Source organism: Halobacillus sp. SY10 (assembly GCF_045401165.1).
Lineage (GTDB): Bacteria > Bacillota > Bacilli > Bacillales > Halobacillaceae > Halobacillus > Halobacillus aidingensis.
Genome location: NZ_CP174345.1, coordinates 3,036,247 through 3,056,639 on the forward strand (window position 1 = coordinate 3,036,247; position 20,393 = coordinate 3,056,639).

The following is a 20,393-nucleotide window of genomic DNA, read 5'->3' on the forward strand; positions in this document are numbered from 1 at the left end:
TATTAGTCGTTTGGAAGCATGTGCTTGATGCGGCGGTAGTCTCCAGCAGAAACTAGTGCATCTTTACGCAACTTACGCTTTTGTTTTGTAGATTTGTTCGCGAACAAGTGGCTAGTGTAAGCGTGAGAACGTTTCACCTTACCTGTTCCAGTCTTTTTGAAGCGTTTTTGAGAACCTTTATGGGTTTTCATTTTTGGCATGTGAATTTCCTCCTTTAACTTGATACAATTCCTTACTTCTCGTTAAGAGGAGCAAGCATTAAGAACATACTACGACCTTCCATTTTAGGCTTGGTCTCAACTTGGGCAATGTCTTTGCACTCATCCGCCATGCGTTCAAGTACTTTTTGTCCAAGTTCTTTGTGAGTGATTGCACGACCGCGGAAACGGACAGATGCCTTCACTTTGTCACCTTTCTCCAAGAACTTACGCGCGTTACGCAGTTTCGTGTTGAAGTCATGGTCTTCAATCCCAGGGCTGAGACGAACTTCCTTGACTTTGATGACGGTTTGTTTCTTACGAGCTTCTTTTTCTTTCTTCTGCTGCTCGAAACGATACTTTCCGTAGTCCATCACTCGGCAAACCGGAGGCTTCGCATTTGGCGCTACCATAACAAGATCAAGATTCGCATTCGCTGCGATATCTAAAGCTTCATTACGTGGTTTAACTCCAAGTTGCTCACCATTTACGTCGATCAGACGAACTTCACGGGCACGGATTTTCTCATTAACGTTCATGTTATCCTTGCTAATATCGAGCCACCTCCAACAAATTTTAGAAAACTTATATGAGATCTGTCATCGACAAGATTTCCTGATGCAAATAAAAAAAGTGTCGGTACACATACTGCACCCACACGACTCCTAATAATCAAAGGAATAAGTGACCTGCCAACTGCGCTGTGCGTCGATCAGGTGAGAAGCGGGTGCTCCTACTTGTCTCTAGATCCGTTCATTCAGTTACCTAAATTATAATAGCATGCCTTATGATGCATGTCAACAACTAAACTCCGCCGACATGACTACTTAAACTAGGATAAGGCATGCACCCGCAAAAATCAAGGCTTTTTTAGCCAGGACTCACCATCCACCTTCTTCCACTATAGCTCTTGTTTGTGAAAGACTAAGTTTCGAGACTTTTGGTGAGCGCATGGGGGCTGCGGGCAATGGCTCGCTTTCCGCGGGGGCGCGGTGAGCCTCCTCGAGCTTCGCTCTGCGGGGTCTCACCCTGCACTTTTTTCCCGCAGGAGTCTCCCCATTCCCCTCCGCCCCTTTGCCTTTATGGTATCTCGAAACCACTTCCGGATTAAGCTGCTTTTATGCACATGGTAATTTGGAAGGGAATGAACTCCTAAGGACGCTATTTAGCATGCGAAAAGCTTGTTATAGAGTGCTTTACGCTTATAACACCAGGATAGTGGACGGCACCTTCCCATAATAGCGAAATAAATATGGAAAAAGCAAAACCCGAAAGCCTTTTAGGAGGCTTTCGGGTTTTGTTCTTTTACTTGCGTAGTAGTTTTTGGTCGATTTCGTTGCGGATTTCCTGTTTGAATGTATCCAGTGGTTTTGTTGCGGAATCTTGTTCTCCGTAACGACGGACGTTGACAGCATTGTCTTGAATTTCTTTGTCACCAACCACAAGCTGGAACGGAATTTTTTGCATTTGAGCTTCACGGATCTTGTAACCGATCTTTTCATTACGCTCATCGACTTCAACACGCACGCCTGCTTCACGCAACTCATCTTCAAGTTTCTTCGCATAATCAAGGTGCACATCTGCGGATACAGGGATGATTTTCGCCTGGACAGGAGCCAGCCAAGTTGGGAATACGCCTTTATACTCTTCAATAAGAAAAGCAACAAAGCGTTCCATTGTTGATACCACTCCACGGTGAATAACAACCGGACGGTGATCTTCTCCATCTTCTCCAACGTATGTCAGATCGAAACGCTCCGGCAGGTGGAAGTCGAGCTGAACAGTAGATAATGTTTCATCTTTTCCAAGAGCTGTCTTCACTTGAACATCGAGTTTTGGACCGTAGAAGGCCGCTTCCCCTTCTGCTTCTACATACTCAAGCTCCATATCTTCCATTGTTTCTTTCAACATCGCCTGAGCTTTATCCCACATCGCATCATTGTCGACATACTTCTCTTTGTCCTCAGGATCTCTATAAGAAAGACGGAAGTAGTAATCATTGATCCCAAAGTCACGATACACTTCCTGCACAAGACGAACCACACGTTTGAATTCATCCTTCAATTGATCTGGACGAGCGAAGATATGGGCGTCATTCAATGTCATCGCACGTACACGCTGCAATCCTGCAAGTGCGCCGGACATTTCGTAGCGGTGCATCATGCCGAGCTCGGCAATACGTACGGGAAGATTACGGTAGCTGTGCAATTGATTTTTGTAAATCATCATATGGTGTGGACAGTTCATTGGACGAAGGACGAGATCTTCATTATCCATTTCCATTGTTGGGAACATGTCATCCTGATAATGATCCCAGTGTCCACTTGTTTTATACAAATCTACACTTCCAAGAACAGGTGTGTAAACGTGATCATACCCAAGACGTTCCTCTGTATCTACAATGTATCGTTCAATTGTACGACGAATTGTAGCTCCTTTCGGAAGCCACATCGGCAGCCCTTGACCAACCTTTTGATTGACTGTAAAAATATCGAGTTCTTTTCCTAACTTACGATGATCTCTTTCTTTTGCTTCTTCAAGCATTTTCAGGTACTCATCAAGATGGGCTTTCTTTTCAAAAGCTGTACCATAAATACGCTGCAGCATTTGATTATCGCTGTCTCCACGCCAGTATGCACCAGAAATGCTTAACAGCTTGAAGACTTTGATTTTACTTGTTTGCGGAACATGAACCCCGCGGCAAAGATCGAAAAATTCTCCCTGCTGATAAATTGTCACTTGTTCCCCTGCAGGGATTGCTTCGATCAGCTCAAGTTTCAAATCGTCACCGATCTCTTTATACTTTTCAATCGCTTCTTCACGTGAAAGTTCGATGCGTTCGATTTCTAAATTCTCATCGACGATGCGCTGCATTTCTTTTTCGATCTTCGGAAGGTCCTCTGGTGTAAGGGACTCTTCCATGTCGATATCATAATAAAATCCGTTTTCGATCACTGGACCAACACCAAGCTTCACATTGCCATATAGACGTTTAATCGCCTGCGCCATCAAGTGAGCGGAAGAGTGGCGGACCACTTCCAGACCTTCTGGGTTTTTATATGTCAAGATTTCAATCGCACCATCTTGTTCAATCGGTCTTCTTAAATCATAAGGTTCGCCGTCTAATTTGATCGCCAGGGCTTGTTTTTTCAAGCCAGGGGAGATCGATTGTGCGATTTCTTCACCTGTCGTACCTCTCTCAAACTCCTTAATGTTACCGTCTGGAAATTTGATTTGAATCGCATTCGACATGTTTAACACTCCTTTATCTAAAATAAATATAAAAAACGCCCGTCCCTCAGCATATAAGCTAAGGGACGAGCGTTATCACTCGTGGTTCCACCCAAATTCCCGCAAAGTAAGACGATGCGGCTTCATTCTCCTTAACGCGGATCAGACGCTGTCTATTACTAATCACATGTTCACAGACAGAGCTCCAAGGTGGTAAACATTAAAGCCGTCAACAAGGAGCTTCCAGCCGATGGCTCCTCTCTCTGGTCTTGCGTCACTTTATGTTCGTGTCCTTTTCCAAGCCGTTGTTTAGATATGTACGTTATTATATCCATTTAGGAAAAGGAAATCAACCCATTTTAAAAGGAAATTGTGATTTAGGCCTCCATGAAGCTTTTTCTTCAAATATATTCATCAATAACTCTAAGTTTGAATGGTCCGTTTCATCCGAATAGATGATCAACTCATCAGGTGCATGAGCAAGAGCTGGTGTAACCGGCCATTCAATCGGCAGATGAGCAATACAATCATCCGGATATTGCTTCATGTACAACCTTGTTTCCGATTCACTAATCGGGTTTCCTTCATCATGGTAGTAGGTTAAACGACCATCATCAAGCAGATGAAGCAACTGAACGCCTGTGTCTTTATGATGGACACGGTGACGCCATGAATCCACCAACAGTTGATAGGACTCTTCTTGTTTATATTCATCAATGATTTTCCCTGTATATTCAATAAGCGATTCATGGACGGATTGCAAACAAGCAGCACTGAGTTCATCAAATTCCACATAACTTCTAGCGATCAAATAATCCTGAATAAAAGCGCGTAAATAGTGGTAAATCGGTGGAAGTTGGAGTCCCGCGGGTGGTTTATCTTCGAAGTCTTGTCCAATTTCAAGCATTCGTTGAACTTCTTGTGCGTCCTCATAATAGTACCGATGTTTCAAAACGCCTTCCATCCATCCGAGCATTTTCCTTTTCCGGATTACTTGTAAAAAGGCCCGAATCGCCTCAACATAAGCCGCTCCACTCAATGAAGCATTCATCAACTTCACATCAAACCCGTCTTTGTGTTCCTTGAAAATCCAAAGTTTTTGTTCCGAGACAATCGCATTATAGAATAGGATCGCTTCCGTACGATTAGAAAAATGAATGCAAAACACCAAAATTCCCCCTCGTCCCGACTTCACTCAACTTCTATGTTCAATGGAAGACCTCAGGGGCCAGCCCTGAAAATCAGCCATTAAAAGATGACGCACCTATGACATAAAGTTGGCTGTTCCCTGTTATATTTATGTGACAAGAGAGGGAATCATGCTATTGTCTTCCGTTTTGTAATCTTTATCCTCGTCTATTCCGCCCATTCACGTGGACCCCTTCACTCAGTTGGCGGATCCGCTCTGTAATTCTTTTTGCTTTTACTTGTTCTACATCTCCGCGGTTACTCGTCATCAACACTTTCTCCAACTCGTTCAAATTGTAGTTAGAAGTGAAGAAAACCGGAAGTCTTTCCATCATTCGGTAGTGGAGAATACTTCCGAGTACCTCATCTCTAAACCACGCAGATTGAGATTCTGCACCTATATCATCAAGCATGAGTACAGGAATTTCTTTGAATGCTTCAATCTTTTCATTCATGGAATCGTCTTTGATTGATGCTTTAATTTCTCTTACAAATTCCGGCATATAGATGACCATAGAAGGGATATTTTTTGAGCTTAGTTCATTTGCGATAGCTCCAAGGAAATAAGTTTTCCCCACACCAAACGGGCCATGAAAGTACAATCCCTTACTTGGCAGTTCATCATTAAGACCTTCAATATATTGGACAGTTCGTTCCACCGCAGCTCCTCGATCCGGGTCTTGAAGATCCATTCGTTCTAATGAAGCCTCAAGGATTTCACGTGGCATATGGAGACTTCTCACTAAAGATTTTTGCTCTTCCTGCTGTTCATGTTTCCGTTGACGGCGACATTTATCATAAATCAACTTCACATCAGAACCTTCCATTTCTACTCTTGGAACGTAACCGGGAAGGATATTGATACACTCTTCACGTGTTGGGCATTTCTCACAGTTTTTTGACTGAGTACGGTATTCATAGAGTTTAATCAACTGTTTCTCTATCGCTTCTTCCGTTAACTCTTCATGCTCCTGCATCAACTTTTTAACTTCCGAGGATTCCATAACTTCTGCTTTCATATGATTCATTCTTTTTTGAAACTGCTCGTTGTTACGCATCCATTTTTTTAATGATTGTTGAATTGGTTCCATTGTTATCCCCCCTTTTAATTACCTTTGTTCGTCAATCTTTTTATCCTTGCCGCTATATCATCAGTATTGACTTGTGCTGCTTCTTGCTTTTCATGTTTCTCATGCTGAGGAGCCTCTTGTTGTTTGAACCAGGCTGGGATGACTTCTTCTTTTTGGTTTTTACGCTTTTGAGACTTCTGTTTTCCCCATTGCTGGTATTTCTGATGCTCGGCCTTGGCTAGGTTCATCGCTTGTCTCACGGTCGTTACATTTTTTCTCGCCCAGTGACTTGCGATTTTCTCAAGGTAAGGCTTCGACAATTTCATATCGGTTTTTAATAGGACGTAATGGACGAGTACATTCATGACTCCTGGTTCAATTCCTTGTTCTGTCATCACGTCACGAATCATTTTCAAATCTTGTTCAGACGCACGGTTACCATTGGATACATCTTCAAGCAATTCCCTAGGAGAGATTTCCTCAAGCATTTGAATGAACTGATCCTCTTTTGTCCCATTTGTTGACGTGTTTTCCACTTTCATTTTCTCTCTGCGATCTAGAGCTGAATCTCTCTGTCTGTCATTCTTTTGTTCCTTCATAAAATCATGACAAGCTGCCTTCAACTCTTCTTCCACTAAGTAATGATTTTCATCAATGGCCCAGGTGACCGCTTTTTCCAGCTCAGTGTTTGAAAGATCATACAACGTCGCCAATTGAACAATCAACTTCTTGTTGCGCCCATTTAATATTTGTTCTGATGGATACATTCGCTTTTTTAATGCATGGTTCAGCCAGTGGAAGTCCACTCGATCCATGGATGCTACCGGCCCTCTGGATTCTGGTTGATGTTTCTGCTGCTTTGCAATGGTTTCAGTTTCTCTTTGGACAGTTTCAATCATTTTGTTATGGAAGACTTCATCAAAAGTCGCGGTAACTTCAGTAAAACCATCAAGCGTTTGTCTGGCGTTCAACAAACGGCTTTGTAAGCGCCCATACTTTTCCTTACCCAACTCATAATGCAGCAACAAAGAGAGCATATCATCAAGAAAGAACTCTTCAGGAGAAAAAGGAGGGCGCACAGAGTAAAGATATACCGCCTGTTGATCTTCATCAATTGAGCGGAACGTCCGTAATAGTCCGATAGCCTCCAGTTTCCCCCTTGCCTCATAAATTTTGTCCAAAGGGGCAGAAAGGTAAGACATCAATGTATGGTGAGACTGCACCTGATCCCCTTCAACCATATCCGATTCCGATATAAGGACATGATAAAGCGAGACCGCCAACCTCCCTACAATCGGCTGGTATAAATGTGACAAGGAACGATGAAAACTTCGAGGCAACTCTCCATTACGAATAATTTTAAAACCGTCTACAGGGAGAAGTTTGCCAATAGAGTAACTCACCGCCTCCACCTCCTTCAATCGTTAAAGCTTATTCATTCTATTTCAAACAGGAAACCAAGATTCTTTTCATATCTCAAACAAAAATGGCCCCTAAAACTGTAATCCTAGAAAAAGAAAATGAGCCGGAACAGGCTCATTCATTGTCTTCATGTTTAATTAATTCCTTTAATTCGTCGATGAAAACATTGATGTCCTTGAACTGTCGATATACAGAAGCAAAACGAACATAAGCAACTTCATCAATGTCAGACAGACGCTCCATCACCATTTCACCGATATCTTCACTCATGACTTCAGAAACGCCACGATTTCTTAATTCCTTTTCGATATCCATGGTCACTCGTTCCAGTTCCTCCACGGCCACCGGTCTCTTTTCACAAGCACGAATCAGTCCACGCATCAATTTTTCACGACTGAACTCTTCTCTTGTGCCTTCTTTTTTCACAACGATCAGCGGAACTTCTTCTATCCGTTCAAAAGTTGTGAACCTGAATTGGCATTGTTCGCACTCTCTGCGTCGTCTGATCGCCTGTCCTTCTTCGATTGGCCTGGAATCAAGGACTTTTGTACTTTTATAGTGGCAATTCGGGCACTTCACGTATGATCAACTCCACATCATCTTCTTTTCGGCAGTACTCAGGAAGGATCCACCGTTGTGAACTGACTGTCCAATTTTTGATAAAGCTGAACGATTAGATTCCGGCTGTACCCAAAATCAACAGGACCTCCTGAGTCCGTTGTGACAGAAAAGTCAACGGCTGTTCGAAAAGGACGGACCATGATGATCGTCGCCACTATAAACGCGCGTCTATTGCCTTTATATTTGACGGTCAGTTCTCCACGTTCCTTAGAACTTGCTACAATTTCTGAAGGTGACGAAAAAAGTCCTTCCACAGCACGGAAGAGATCATCATGTTTTGCTTTATAATAGTGTGTGACAAGCGCAGAATCCTTATGCTCTTCACTCGTTTCTGAATGTTTGCTGAAATACCTGGAAATAAATGCTTTCACTTACCTAACCCCTTCAATTTCATTCGACATTATCTCCCTTTATTTTAACATGACTTAGGAAAATAAGAAATGATTATTGAAACCAATGGGTCCCTAATAACCCCCCAGTCCCATATTCCGCATAAGCTCCCTATTGTGGAAGACTCAGTTTCGAGACTTTTGTTGAGTGGATGGGGGCTGCGGGGAATGGCTCGCTTTCCGCGGGAGCGCGGTGAGCCTCCTCGGACTGCGTCCTGTGGGGTCTCACCATGCACTTTTTTCCCGCAGGAGTCTCGCCATTTCCCTCCGCCCCTTTGCCATATAAGTATCTCGAAACCACTTCCGGAATAAGCTGCTTTTATGCCCATGGTAATTGAAGGGGAAAGAACTCCTAAGGACGCTATTCTACATACGAAAAGCTTGTTATAGAGCGCTTTATGTTTATAACACCAGGATAGTGGAAGGCACCCTCTCACAGGAAAGGGGTTCGTTTCTCACCTTCATGGAATGGGGTGGTTGGGAAGCGGCGAGACTCCCGGGGGAGAAGGAGATAGACGAGATCCCGCAGGACGAAGTCCGAGGAAGCTCGGCGCTCCCCCCACAGGAAAGTGTTCAAATGCGGAATCGACATGGGAGACACGACTAACGCTCAACACGGCAAACGAACCCCGAAAAGTCTCGAAATCGAGTCTTCCACAATCCTGTCATTTACTTTAATACTGATTAATTAATAAAAAAAAATGGGCTTTGAGTCTTATAATGAAAAAGAAGCCACGCGTTTGGAGCTGCGTGGCTTCTTCCTATTATAGAGCGCGAGACTGCTGTACTTCTACAGGTCCCATTCCTCTTGGTACTTCTACCGTTTCATTTTTCCCCGCTTCTAGTGCATCAACGATGTACTGAGCGGCGACATTAGGATCAATGCGATCTCCGCATGTATAAACATCAATACTTGCATAGCCATGTTCTGGAAAACTATGAATCGTCAAGTGCGATTCAGAAATGATGACCACTCCACTAACTCCGTGGGGGGCGAATTTATGAAAAGCGACTTCTCGTACTTCCGCACCAGCTTTAAGAGCAGCATCTACAAAGACTTGTTCTATATACGACATATCGTTCAATTTTTCTTCATTACAATTCCATAATTCAGCAATTACGTGTCTTCCCATTGTATCCATATTAAGGATCCCCCTTTGTACATTCACTCTTCAATACCTCTGAAATAACAGCCATGAACTACCACGGGGGAAAGTTAGTCCTGAGAGGTCCTAACCCTTTGAGTAGACATGAATTTATATGAAATTCAGAAGTTCAAGAGAAAGTATATATGGTTTACCCCTAATTTGCAAGAAATATTTTACTGGCTTTTGCACAACACTTCTTGCCGCCCCCTGGGGACTCAGATACAACAGGATTCGAGTTGTTTATGACACTCGGGCCTCTTTTTCTTGTTTCATCATGTTACCGACATACTTAGCAAGGTCTACCACACGGCAGGAATATCCCCACTCATTATCATACCATGCCAGTACTTTTACTTTACGGTCATCAATGACTTGTGTAGACAACCCATCTATGATCGCTGAGGATGAGGAAGTCGTGTAATCGATGGAAACGAGTGGCTCTTCACTGTATTCCAATATTCCTTTCATTCCACCCTCAGCCATTTTCGCAAAGGTCTCATTCACTTCATCTGCCGTCACTTCCCTTTTTAAATCGACGACAAGATCAACAAGAGATACATTCGGAGTCGGTACGCGCAAAGCCATACCATTCAATTTCCCTTGAAGAGTCGGAATCACTTCCCCTAAGGCTTTAGCTGCTCCTGTAGATGTAGGGATGATGGATTGAGTACACCCGCGTGCCCTACGTAAGTCTTTATGTGGGTTATCTAAATTCTTCTGATCATTGGTAAAGGCATGGACGGTTGTCATCAATCCATTTTCAATGCCAAATTCATCCTCCAACACTTTTACTACAGGGGCAAGACAGTTAGTTGTGCAGGAAGCATTTGAGATGACATCGTGACTGTCCGGCAAATATGTTTCTTCATTAACACCCATCACAATCGTCGCATCCACTTGTTTTCCAGGAGCTGTAATGATGACTTTTTTAGCTCCAGATTCTAAATGAAGACCTGCTTCTTCTTTCGTTTTAAACTTGCCTGTTGCTTCAATTACAATATCGACATCCAGTTCGTCCCATGGCAGCTCCAATGGGTTCCTAGTTGAACACAGCTTCACTTTTTTCCGATTGACGACTAAGTCTCCATCAACGACATTGACCTCACCTTGAAAACGCCCGTGGACACTGTCGTATTTAATCATGTGAGCAATTGTTTCAGCTGGATAACTTGCATTAACGGCTACCAAATCCATAGATTCATCCGCCACAGCCTTTCTAAATACCATGCGACCAATTCTCCCCAAACCATTAATTGCAATCTTTGTTTTCCCCATGCTGTTCCAGCCCCCTATATATGATATACTTTTACTCTGCAATTCCTAGATTAGTATAACATATTGTAAGCGGTTTTACATACAGAACAAAAACTTTCCACAAAAAATAACACGTCTACCCAGACGTGTTATTATACGATGCCCCAACCGTGGAGTATGTCATTTAATTGCTGTAAACTTCCCTCAACCGTTCCGGTATTATCAATGACCGCATCCGCCATTTCTGCTTTCTTTTTCACAGGGATCTGCGCACGGATCCGCTCTTCAGCATCCTCTCGTCCCGACTGATCTCTTTCCATCAAGCGTTCCAATTGTGTTTTTTCATCCACATACACAACAAGGATCTTTTCAACGTAATCTGTTAAGTTGCTTTCGAACAGCAATGGAATATCCAGGACGACCGCTTGATATTGTTGCTGCTTATACTGCTCGCGCCGCCTGATCATCTCTTCCCTTACTTTAGGGTGGACAATGCCATTCAATTGTTTTCGCTTTGTCTCGTCAGCAAAGACGACCTTGCCGAGCTTTTTACGATCCAGATCCCCGCCTTCTTCAAGCACCTGTTCTCCAAAGGTTTCTACAATTTCTTGATACGCAGGTTCTCCAGGTTGCACGACATCCCTTGATATTTGATCAGCATCAATGACAGGTATATCCATATCCTGGAACATCTTAGCTACAGTACTTTTTCCACTTGCAATACTTCCTGTTAATCCAATGACTAAAGTCATCCTGACACCTCCTTAAGACAACTTGATCAAGCCGATAATGATGAGTAACACTCCAGGTAAAATGGACAAACTTTCGGCTTTATCACTAAGCTTGGAGCCGCTCAAAATCCCACACCCAAGCATGCAGAAAGTCGCTACGGTAATCATAACCGCTGTAAATAAAATAGGAATTCCGATGAGAGCTCCACTGATTCCAGCTCCAATGGTATCGAGGGATAGTGCAGCTCCAAGCAGCCATACTTCTTTTCCGCGGATGCCACCGGAGTGGTCCACATCCGCCGCTAAGGGGTCGTTCAATACTTTTGCCGGGTTAAGCCACGGCTCCTTCTTTTCTTCACTATCCTTCTCTTTCTTAAAAAACTGCCATAAGAAATAGATACCGATTCCGATTAACGCAAGTGCCCCGACGCGTTCGGCGTCTTCTGCTGCCACCACCGCTGCCAGTAAATGACCAAAATAGGAAGACAACAGAAACATACACCCAGAGACACCCGCAATTAAAAAGACACCTCTTAATGTAAGGCCGACCTTTTTCAAACCTAATACGCAGCCGATTCCAAAGCTATCGATGCTGACTGCTGTAACGAATAAAAAAATGAACATGCCAATCCCCATGCATCCCACACCTTCATATCTTAAGCTGTGGGATAGTATATGGGGGTTTACCTAGTAGTGTGTAAAGGTTGACACTTAGGACAAATGTGAGTCCCTCTTCCGCTGACCTTCAACTTCTTAATCGGAGTGCCACATTGAACGCATTCCGTATCCTGCTTTCCATAAACACGGAGCTTCTGCTGAAACATTCCGATTTCCCCCTGACTATTTAAGTAAGAACGAATTGTTGTTCCGCCCTGGTCAATAGCTTCAAGGATAACGGAAATACTCGCTTCACGAAGCTTTTCAACCTCAGCTTTTGTCAAAGTATTAGCGATTCTTTCAGGATGAATGCCTGCCCTGAAGAGGGCTTCGTCTACATAAATATTTCCCAGCCCAGCTACAATCGATTGGTCAAGCAAGACAGCTTTTATATTCCTAGACGTTTTCTTCAGCCTCTCATAGAAATAATCCACGGTGAAAGTTTCATTGAATGGATCAGGTCCTAATTGAATAAGTGGTTTATTTTCAAGCTCCATTCCTTTTGGAAAAGCATGCATCGTCCCGAATTTACGCACATCGTTATATCGAAGTTCTGTTCCATCGGTAAAGTGAAAGATCACATGGGTATGCTTCGGCTTTTCAGTCGCACCCTCATAAACACCAAACTTTCCTTCCATGCGCAAATGGGAGACGAGTGCAATGTCATCCATATGGAAGATTAAAAACTTCCCTTTCCGATCGATATCTTGAATGGTCTGGCCAATCAATAACTGCTCAAACTCTTTAGGGTCTTGAGGTTGTTTAATGATATTCCCCCAAAACACGGATACCTTTTCAATCTCTTTTCCTAAAGCGAGATGCTTCAATGTTTTTCTGACTGTTTCTACTTCAGGTAACTCTGGCATCGTTTCATTCTCCTCTTACTTTGCATCATACCATGTGTCACCGTACGAAGAATCGACCTTTAGAGGGACATCTAAATCTACGGTATTTTCCATGACAGATGATACAACTTCTTCTAATTGCTTCACTTCTTCTTTTGGTGCTTCGATGATCAATTCGTCATGCACTTGCAGCAGGACTTTGGCTTGCATTTTCTCTTCTTGAAGTCTTTCTTCGAGGTCGATCATCGCTTTTTTAATAATATCGGCTGCGCTTCCCTGAATCGGTGTATTCATCGCCGTCCGCTCGGCAAAGCTGCGTTTATTAAAATTCCGACTCTTAATATCAGGAAGGTATCGTCTACGGTTCATAAATGTTGAAACATACCCTGTTTCTTTCGCTTCCCTTATCGTTTCATCCATATATGACTTGACTCCAGGATAGCTTTCAAAATATTTATTAATAAAAGCTTGTGCTTCTTTTCTCGTAATACCAAGGCTTTGGGACAGGCCATAGTCACTGATTCCGTAAACGATTCCGAAATTAACTGCCTTCGCCTGTCTTCTCATTTCACTTGTCACATCGCTTCTCGATACACCGAAAACTTCACTTGCTGTCTGGGTATGGATATCTTCGCCTTCTTTAAATGCCTGCATAAGCTTTTCATCCTGAGCAATATGCGCGAGTACACGAAGTTCAATTTGTGAATAATCACTGGCAAACATGACCCATTCTTTTTGGGAAGGGATAAAGGCCTGTCTTATTTTACGCCCTTCTTCAAGGCGAATCGGAATATTTTGCAAGTTAGGGTCCGTAGAACTTAATCGACCGGTTTGTGTCAGAGCTTGGTTAAAGCGTGTATGAATTTTTCCGGTATCCTCATGAACCACCTTAAGAAGACCTTCAATATAAGTCGACTTCAGTTTTCGAAGCTGACGGTTAAGAAGAATTTTAGGAATGATCTCATGTTGATCCTCCAATTGCTCTAAGACGTCCGCAGACGTGGAATAGCCGGTCTTTGTCTTTTTAATAACAGGAAGTTCCAGCTTTTCAAATAGAATCGGACCTAGTTGTTTAGGTGAATTTAAGTTGAAGTTTTCACCAGCGAGTTCGTAAATCTCCTGTTCGACCTTATTCAAACGTTCTTCTAGTTCTTGTCCCATATTCTCTAACCTCTGGACATCCACACAAACTCCGCGATGCTCCATCCGTCCAAGAATAAGCGCTAACGGCATTTCAAGTTCTCTGAACAATTGATACTGTTCATTATCTTTCAATTTCTTTTCCATGTCCTCTTTCATGTTATAAAGAAGAGATGCTTTTCTTCCAACGTGCTCATGGAACTCATGATCATCATCTGGCCGCTTCATTTTTGCGCCTTTACCATACACTTCTTCATCATATTTGACGGCTGTTTCACCTAAACGGTGGCCAATCGCAGGAATATCATGGTTATTCTCAGCAGGGTTAATCAAATAAGAAGCGAGCAATAGATCGAACGTGATTCCTTTCATTTCAATACCATGACGTAAAAGAGCGACACACGTCCGTTTCGCATCGAACACCCATTTTTCATTATCTGCACTTTCCGCCCATGTTTGAAAGGCATCTGATTTTTTGGCATCTTCCATGGAAAGGACGAACTTTCTTTGGTCATTTACAATAGCAATGCCTTCCACTGGTGCCGTATGGTAATTATCGTAAAGCATCTCGACCACTACCGATTCTTTCCCTGTAAAAAGATCTGCCGTTATTTCCTGGACCACTTCTACATCAATCTCTGGAAGTTCCTGAGCTTCCTCAGATTCCGTACCGCCTTCTTGCACACGGGAAAGCAAAGATTGGAATCCAAGGTCTTTAAAAAACTCACTCACTTTTTGGGATTGATAACCGGAGTAACCGATATCAGATAGGCTGATTTCAATTGGAGCTGCACGCTCGATGGTCACAAGCTGCTGACTCATCAATGCCTCTTCCTTATTCGTCTCCAGTTTTTCTTTCAACTTCTTACCACTCACATCATTTAAATTCTCATAAAGGTTTTCAAGCGTGTCAAATTGCTTCAACAGTTTTACCGCCGTTTTCTCCCCAACCCCAGGTACACCTGGAATATTATCAGAACTATCTCCCATGAGTGCTTTCAAGTCAATGATTTGATCCGCTCGGACTTCCATCTTTTCCATTAGGAAAGATGGGGTGTATGTATCAACATTGGTAATCCCTTTTTTCGTCAGGCTCACAGTGATTTGCTCATTCACTAGTTGAAGGAGGTCCTTGTCCCCTGAAATCACCTTCACTTCTAAACCTTTTTCCCCCGCCTGAGTAGCAAGGGTGCCGATGATATCATCTGCTTCGTAATTTTCAAGCTGATAATAATTGATTTCAAACGCGTCCAGAAGCTCCTTGAGCACAGGGAACTGTTCAGATAGTTCAGAAGGAGTTTTCTGGCGACCACCCTTATAATCCTCGTATGTTTTATGACGGAACGTCGTTTTACCAGCATCAAATGCAACGAGCAAATGATCCGGTTGATCCTCTTCAAGAATTTTCAACAACATGGTTGTAAAACCATACACGGCGTTCGTGTACACCCCTTTATCATTATTTAACAGGGGCAGTGCAAAGAATGCCCGGTACGCAATACTATTCCCATCAATTAATACAACTTTTTCAGCCATTGGCCCACTCCTCGTTATAGAAGATACTCATAGGAGGATCTTCGTCTATTTCTTTTCCTTAGTCTTCGTTCGTTTAATGAATCAATGTATGCTTGAGGTTCCATTGCTCGATAAAAAACGCCTTTTTCTTCATTCTACCATGTTTACAGTAGAGAGGAAAAAGGCGTGCCTAATCTGTTATTCAAAATAACCTAAAAGCAATTCGGCATAAGGAGAATCCTGAGGGAGAATAATCGTCGTCTCACCATCGATCGTCTTTTTATAGGATTCTAATGTACGATAGAGTTGGTAGAACTCTGGATCTTGAGAAAAGGCATTGTTGTATATCTGGGCGGCTTCCTGTTCGCCCTCTGCCCGGATTTTTTCAGCATTTGCTCGAGCTGTGGACAGCATTTCTTGAACTTCTCGATCCACTCCTGCACGAATTCTACTCTTATCCGCTTCCCCTTCTGACAAATACTGTTGAGCAATTTTCTCACGGTCTGTAATCATTTGATTAAAAACTGCTTCTTCATTCGCTTCCGGCAGGTCAGAACGCTTAATTCGCACGTCATCTACAACAATACCGTAATTATCTCTTTGTAAGTATTCGTTCACTTTGGCCGTAATTTCTTCATTCAATACTCCTCTGGAACTCTCTTCTTCATTAATAATCTCAGAGAAATTCATCTTTCCTAATTCAGATCGGACAATCGAGAATATAAACTCTCCCATTCTCGCTTCAGCATTCATTTCGGTACGGGCGTTAGCAATCATATTTTCTGGGTCAGTGATGCTCCATATCGCATAATTATCGATAATCATCCGTTTTTTATCCAATGTGGTGATCTCTTTTTCATCTACATCGTAGACCATTTTCTTTTTAGATAGGGTGGAAACTTCTTGTACTAATGGGATCTTGAACTTAAGACCCGGTTCTTCGTGAATTTTAACAACATCCCCAAATTGACGGACTACCTTATACTCCCCCTCTTTAGCAATCACGATTGAATTTATACCTATAAGAAGGATTCCTATAATAACAAGTAATGTGACCCCGGCTTTCACGTACTTTTTGAGGTCCTTTTTTTGTTTTTCATTTTCATTGAAAATTTCTTCACTCATGATTCTTCACTCTCCTCATCCTCCGTCGAACTAGGAGGTACCACATTTTGAACCGTCCCTTGATTCAATGGCAGATACTTCATCGTGTTTCCATCATCATTCATGATGTACACATTGGCTTCTGGCAGCACTTCTTCCAGCGTCTCCATCACAAGACGCTCACGCGTTATTGTTTCATTGCCCTGATATTCCTCAAGTAAGGCATTGAAACTGGAAACACCACCGGTCGCCTGTTGAATTCTCTCTACTTTTGAACCTTCCGCCCGTTGAATAATCGCATCCTTTTCCCCAAGCGCTTCTTCCCGTTTCTGGTTAGCATACTTTTCCGCTTCGTTCACTTTACTTTGTTTCTGTTCCCTAGCATCTGTCACCTTTGTAAACGCAGAGCGTACTTCCTTATTGGGAAGATCGACCTCCTGCAGACGAACATCTATAATGGATACACCAATTTCATAGCTATCAATTAAACTGACTAACCCTTCTCTGACTTCATTTTCAATTTCAGCTTTACCAGATGTTAGAGCTTCATCAATTTCACTACTTCCAATGACACCTCTAAGTGAAGAAGATGTAGCATTAAATAAAACCTGTTCAGGCTTCTCCGAGGCAAACAAGTAAGCAGCTGGATCCGTAATCTTCCATTGGACGACGAGATCTGCCTGTAAAATCATATCGTCCCCTGTAATCATCGTTACTTTATCCGTTTCTTCTCCGCTGTCATCGAAACCGAAATCCAAGCTGAACGTTTCTTTCGACATTTTCTCTACTTCTTGAATCGGCCATGGCATTTTGAAATGCAACCCTGGTTCTGTTATGCCGTCTTCAGCTTTCCCGAACGTAAGCACCACGGCCTGTTCCGATTCATCCACGGTATACCATGTCGTAAGAAGGGCAATGATCAACAACACACCCACTGCGACAAGGCCTGTCCATTTGTAAAATTGTTTAAGACTCATATCGACTTCCCCTTTATCTTTTATGGATACTATAATTACGATTGTGTAACAAAAAGGTTTCAAAAAGTAAATCCGTTTCTGTTCTCGATTGAAACTCTCGATTGCGGAGGCTCAGTTCCGAGACTTTTGCATGGTGATATGGTAGTTGGGAAGGGGAATGGAGGTGTATTTTTACAAGATTATAACTAAATCAAAATAAAAAAAGGCAGAAGCGAGGGAAGCTTCTGCCAAAAAGAGAAAACACCTTGGATGAAAGGGTTTCAAAGGTATTCTATCGAAGTAATGTTAACCTTAATTTAATAAAATATTAATTTTCCGTAAACTTCTTTGGAATCTCAACATAAAACGCCGTGCCGACATCCACTTCACTTTCCACGCGAATGGTCCCTTCATGAGCTTCTACAATATGTTTTACAATAGCAAGACCGAGACCTGTGCCTCCTGAATTCCTACTTCTCGCTTTATCCACACGATAGAACCTTTCAAAGATCCGTGATATTTCTTCCTCGGGTATCCCTACGCCATTATCGGTAATTTTAATCGTTACATAATTTTCCGATTCCTGAAATTCTAATGTAACTTCCCCTTCATCACCGGAGTAATTAATGGCATTTGTAAGCAAGTTCATAAACACTTGCTTCAAGCGGCTGGAATCCCCCTGGATCAATGTATTACCTTTTATAGAAGCATGGAGCTTCACTTGTTTTTGTTCGGCATGTTGTACCACGATTGGCAGTAAGTCATTCAATAACCGTTGGACTTCGACCTGTTCAACATTTAAAAGGAAGTCATCCCTTTCAAGTTTGGACAATTCCAAAAGATCTTGAATCAAGGATTGCAACCGGCCACTTTCTTTCAAGATAATTTGTAAAAACTGTTCGAGCATCTTTTCATCTTTCATAGCCCCGTCAAGCAATGTTTCTGAAAAGCCGCGAATGGAAGTAATAGGAGTTTTCAATTCATGGGATACGTTAGCTACAAAGTCTTTTCTCATTTGCTCCAATTGCTTCAGTTCTGATATATCATGGAAAACCAAAACGACACCTCTCCATTTCCGGTCTTCACTGAAAATGGGAGCACCGGTCACTTCCAAGTGTTTCCGGTCAATATTAACAGGCAGCACAAACGTTTCGCTCACCGTTTCTTCAAACATATAAATCTTCTGTACGGTTTCGTGAATGGTAGTATAAGGGATCGCATCGTGATATAAATGACCGATAAAATCGTTTTGCTCTCCTTTAAACGTTTCTAAGAACGCACGATTCAAAAGAAGAATATACCCTTTTTCATCAATCAGTACTAAGCCATTCCCCATATTATTTATGACCGCTTCTAATTGATTCTCCTGCATGCCTTTTGTACTCGTCATCTCCTGCAGATTCCTAGCCAGAATATTAATCGACTGGCTTAATTGCCCTGCTTCACCAAAATGCCCTTCATAAGTTCTTGCTTTATAATTTCCTTTCGCAAGTTCTGTAGCGACATTAGCGGCTGATCGAATAGGACGGATATATTTAGAGAACACGTTAAACCCGATCACAAAAATGACTAAAAGTCCAAGAAGTAACGTAAAACCGATTAATAACCAAATATTTTTTGTGATATTGGTCAAGGCTTCAACAGGTGAGAGAAGGATAAGTGTGCCATTTATATCATCTACACTATTATTCACAGGGTAATAGAAGATTTCATCTAGCATTTGCCCTTCATTCATCGGGGAAGTTCCACCCTCAACCCTTGTGATTACTTCCTGCTTTTCGCCTTTACTTATGACAGGTACAGCATCAACCGTATCAATTATTCTTTCTCCGGAATCTGATATAAAAATCATGCCAGTATTCAACTGTTCACTAAAGTTATATAACTCTTCCTGACTTACTTCCCGATCTTCTGTGAATCGATCCAAGTACGTGATGAAATATTGACTTTCTAACTCTACACGCTGTTCAAATATGTTGATAAAATAGCCGCGGGTCAGTTGAGCAAGAATGATTCCGAGCCCGAGCATGACAATGACCACTAACACCGTATAGGTCATCAGTGGCCTAGTATTGGAGGCCATTTACTTAGGCTCCTCCATTTTATAACCGAGCCCGCGTATCGTTTTTATATACACTGGCTTTTTCGTCTCGGGTTCAATTTTCTCACGTAAATGGCTCACATGGACATCGACAATACGAGTGTCACCGGCAAAATCATAATTCCATACGGCACTTAAAAGTTGGTCTCTCGAAAGGACACGTCCTAAGTTTTGAGCAAGGTATAGAAGCAGCTCAAATTCTTTTGGTGTAAACGTTAAAGGCTCATCCTTAATTGTAGCCTCATATTGTTCAGGATAAATAGATAGATCAGCAATTTGGATGATCTTTTGATCGTTTACAACATTTTCGCGAACCATTCTTCTTAAGATCGCTTTGATTCGAGCTACGACCTCTCTAGGACTGAATGGCTTAGTCAGGTAGTCATCAGCACCAAGTTCAAGACCAAGAACCTTATCAAATTCATCGTCCTTAGCTGTCAACATGAGGACAGGGGTATTCACTTGCATTTGCCTTAATTTCTTACATACTTCCATACCATCCATTCCTGGAAGCATGACATCAAGAACGATTAAATCAAAATTGTCTTTCGATGCTTTTTCAAGAGCATCCGTACCATTATAGGCCACATCCGTCACATATCCAGCTTGATCAATATTATATTTTAATAAAGTTACAATAGATTCTTCATCATCTACGATTAAAATTCTTTGTTCCAATGCCATCACCTCTACTACAAGTTACTTTCATCATACAATGAAGTTTACAATTTGAATACGGATCTTTACCATTTTTACTTAATCTTAATATAGACAATAACCTCTTCTTCATCCGCTTATAAGAAACTCAGGAATAGAATGCGATG

Annotated in this window: 18 protein-coding genes and 1 other annotated feature; all 18 genes read right to left on the reverse strand. The window is 42.2% G+C overall.

What is annotated here, in order from left to right; genetic code table 11:
• Positions 1–2: 2 nt before the first annotated feature.
• Entirely contained in the window at positions 3–200 is a 198-nt protein-coding gene (rpmI, locus tag ACJA3J_RS15640; protein WP_079479460.1) for a 50S ribosomal protein L35, read from the reverse strand.
• Positions 201–232: 32 nt separating this feature from the next.
• Positions 233–736: a translation initiation factor IF-3 gene (infC, locus tag ACJA3J_RS15645; protein ID WP_089650566.1), complete on the reverse strand. Its 504-nt coding sequence runs from the start codon at positions 734–736 to the stop codon at positions 233–235.
• 82 nt (positions 737–818) lie between these two features.
• Positions 819–942 (reverse strand) — a sequence feature (ribosomal protein L20 leader region).
• Positions 943–1,502: 560 nt separating this feature from the next.
• The gene (gene thrS, locus ACJA3J_RS15650) at positions 1,503–3,449 is read right to left on the reverse strand and encodes a threonine--tRNA ligase (protein WP_089650565.1); all 1,947 of its coding nucleotides are present in this window, start codon (positions 3,447–3,449) and stop codon (positions 1,503–1,505) included.
• A gap of 328 nt (positions 3,450–3,777) precedes the next feature.
• A complete protein-coding gene (gene ytxC / locus ACJA3J_RS15655; RefSeq protein WP_089650564.1) occupies positions 3,778–4,596 on the reverse strand; it encodes a sporulation protein YtxC in 819 nt (272 codons plus the stop codon).
• Positions 4,597–4,774: 178 nt separating this feature from the next.
• Positions 4,775–5,707 (reverse strand): primosomal protein DnaI, encoded by a 933-nt coding sequence (gene dnaI, locus ACJA3J_RS15660; RefSeq protein ID WP_115893945.1) that lies wholly within the window; start codon positions 5,705–5,707, stop codon positions 4,775–4,777.
• A 14-nt stretch (positions 5,708–5,721) separates the two neighbouring features.
• Positions 5,722–7,089, reverse strand: coding sequence for a replication initiation and membrane attachment family protein (locus tag ACJA3J_RS15665; protein WP_406944563.1), 1,368 nt, complete (start codon positions 7,087–7,089; stop codon positions 5,722–5,724).
• 133 nt (positions 7,090–7,222) lie between these two features.
• On the reverse strand, positions 7,223–7,687 hold the full coding sequence (gene nrdR, locus ACJA3J_RS15670; protein ID WP_089650561.1) for a transcriptional regulator NrdR: 465 nt from the start codon (positions 7,685–7,687) through the stop codon (positions 7,223–7,225).
• A gap of 38 nt (positions 7,688–7,725) precedes the next feature.
• A complete protein-coding gene (locus ACJA3J_RS15675; RefSeq protein ID WP_089650560.1) occupies positions 7,726–8,100 on the reverse strand; it encodes a cytosolic protein in 375 nt (124 codons plus the stop codon).
• A 782-nt stretch (positions 8,101–8,882) separates the two neighbouring features.
• Positions 8,883–9,260: an adenosylmethionine decarboxylase gene (gene speD / locus ACJA3J_RS15680; protein WP_115824217.1), complete on the reverse strand. Its 378-nt coding sequence runs from the start codon at positions 9,258–9,260 to the stop codon at positions 8,883–8,885.
• 246 nt (positions 9,261–9,506) lie between these two features.
• The gene (locus tag ACJA3J_RS15685; protein WP_406944564.1) at positions 9,507–10,541 is read right to left on the reverse strand and encodes a glyceraldehyde-3-phosphate dehydrogenase; all 1,035 of its coding nucleotides are present in this window, start codon (positions 10,539–10,541) and stop codon (positions 9,507–9,509) included.
• Positions 10,542–10,672: 131 nt separating this feature from the next.
• The gene (coaE, locus tag ACJA3J_RS15690) at positions 10,673–11,272 is read right to left on the reverse strand and encodes a dephospho-CoA kinase (protein WP_406944565.1); all 600 of its coding nucleotides are present in this window, start codon (positions 11,270–11,272) and stop codon (positions 10,673–10,675) included.
• 12 nt (positions 11,273–11,284) lie between these two features.
• Positions 11,285–11,887 carry a sporulation membrane protein YtaF gene (ytaF, locus tag ACJA3J_RS15695; RefSeq protein ID WP_089650556.1) on the reverse strand — a complete coding sequence of 201 codons (603 nt, stop codon included), beginning with the start codon at positions 11,885–11,887 and terminating at the stop codon, positions 11,285–11,287.
• 47 nt (positions 11,888–11,934) lie between these two features.
• Positions 11,935–12,774, reverse strand: a complete 840-nt coding sequence (mutM, locus tag ACJA3J_RS15700; RefSeq protein WP_406944566.1) for a DNA-formamidopyrimidine glycosylase — start codon at positions 12,772–12,774, stop codon at positions 11,935–11,937.
• A 15-nt stretch (positions 12,775–12,789) separates the two neighbouring features.
• The gene (gene polA / locus ACJA3J_RS15705) at positions 12,790–15,429 is read right to left on the reverse strand and encodes a DNA polymerase I (RefSeq protein ID WP_406944567.1); all 2,640 of its coding nucleotides are present in this window, start codon (positions 15,427–15,429) and stop codon (positions 12,790–12,792) included.
• A 177-nt stretch (positions 15,430–15,606) separates the two neighbouring features.
• The gene (hflC, locus tag ACJA3J_RS15710; protein ID WP_406944568.1) at positions 15,607–16,533 is read right to left on the reverse strand and encodes a protease modulator HflC; all 927 of its coding nucleotides are present in this window, start codon (positions 16,531–16,533) and stop codon (positions 15,607–15,609) included.
• Positions 16,530–17,489, reverse strand: a complete 960-nt coding sequence (gene hflK / locus ACJA3J_RS15715) for an FtsH protease activity modulator HflK (RefSeq protein ID WP_406944569.1) — start codon at positions 17,487–17,489, stop codon at positions 16,530–16,532. Before hflK ends, hflC begins: the two co-directional genes overlap by 4 nt.
• Positions 17,490–17,796: 307 nt before the next feature.
• The gene (gene pnpS, locus ACJA3J_RS15720; protein ID WP_406944570.1) at positions 17,797–19,551 is read right to left on the reverse strand and encodes a two-component system histidine kinase PnpS; all 1,755 of its coding nucleotides are present in this window, start codon (positions 19,549–19,551) and stop codon (positions 17,797–17,799) included.
• On the reverse strand, positions 19,552–20,247 hold the full coding sequence (locus tag ACJA3J_RS15725) for a response regulator transcription factor (RefSeq protein ID WP_089650550.1): 696 nt from the start codon (positions 20,245–20,247) through the stop codon (positions 19,552–19,554).
• Positions 20,248–20,393: the final 146 nt, after the last annotated feature.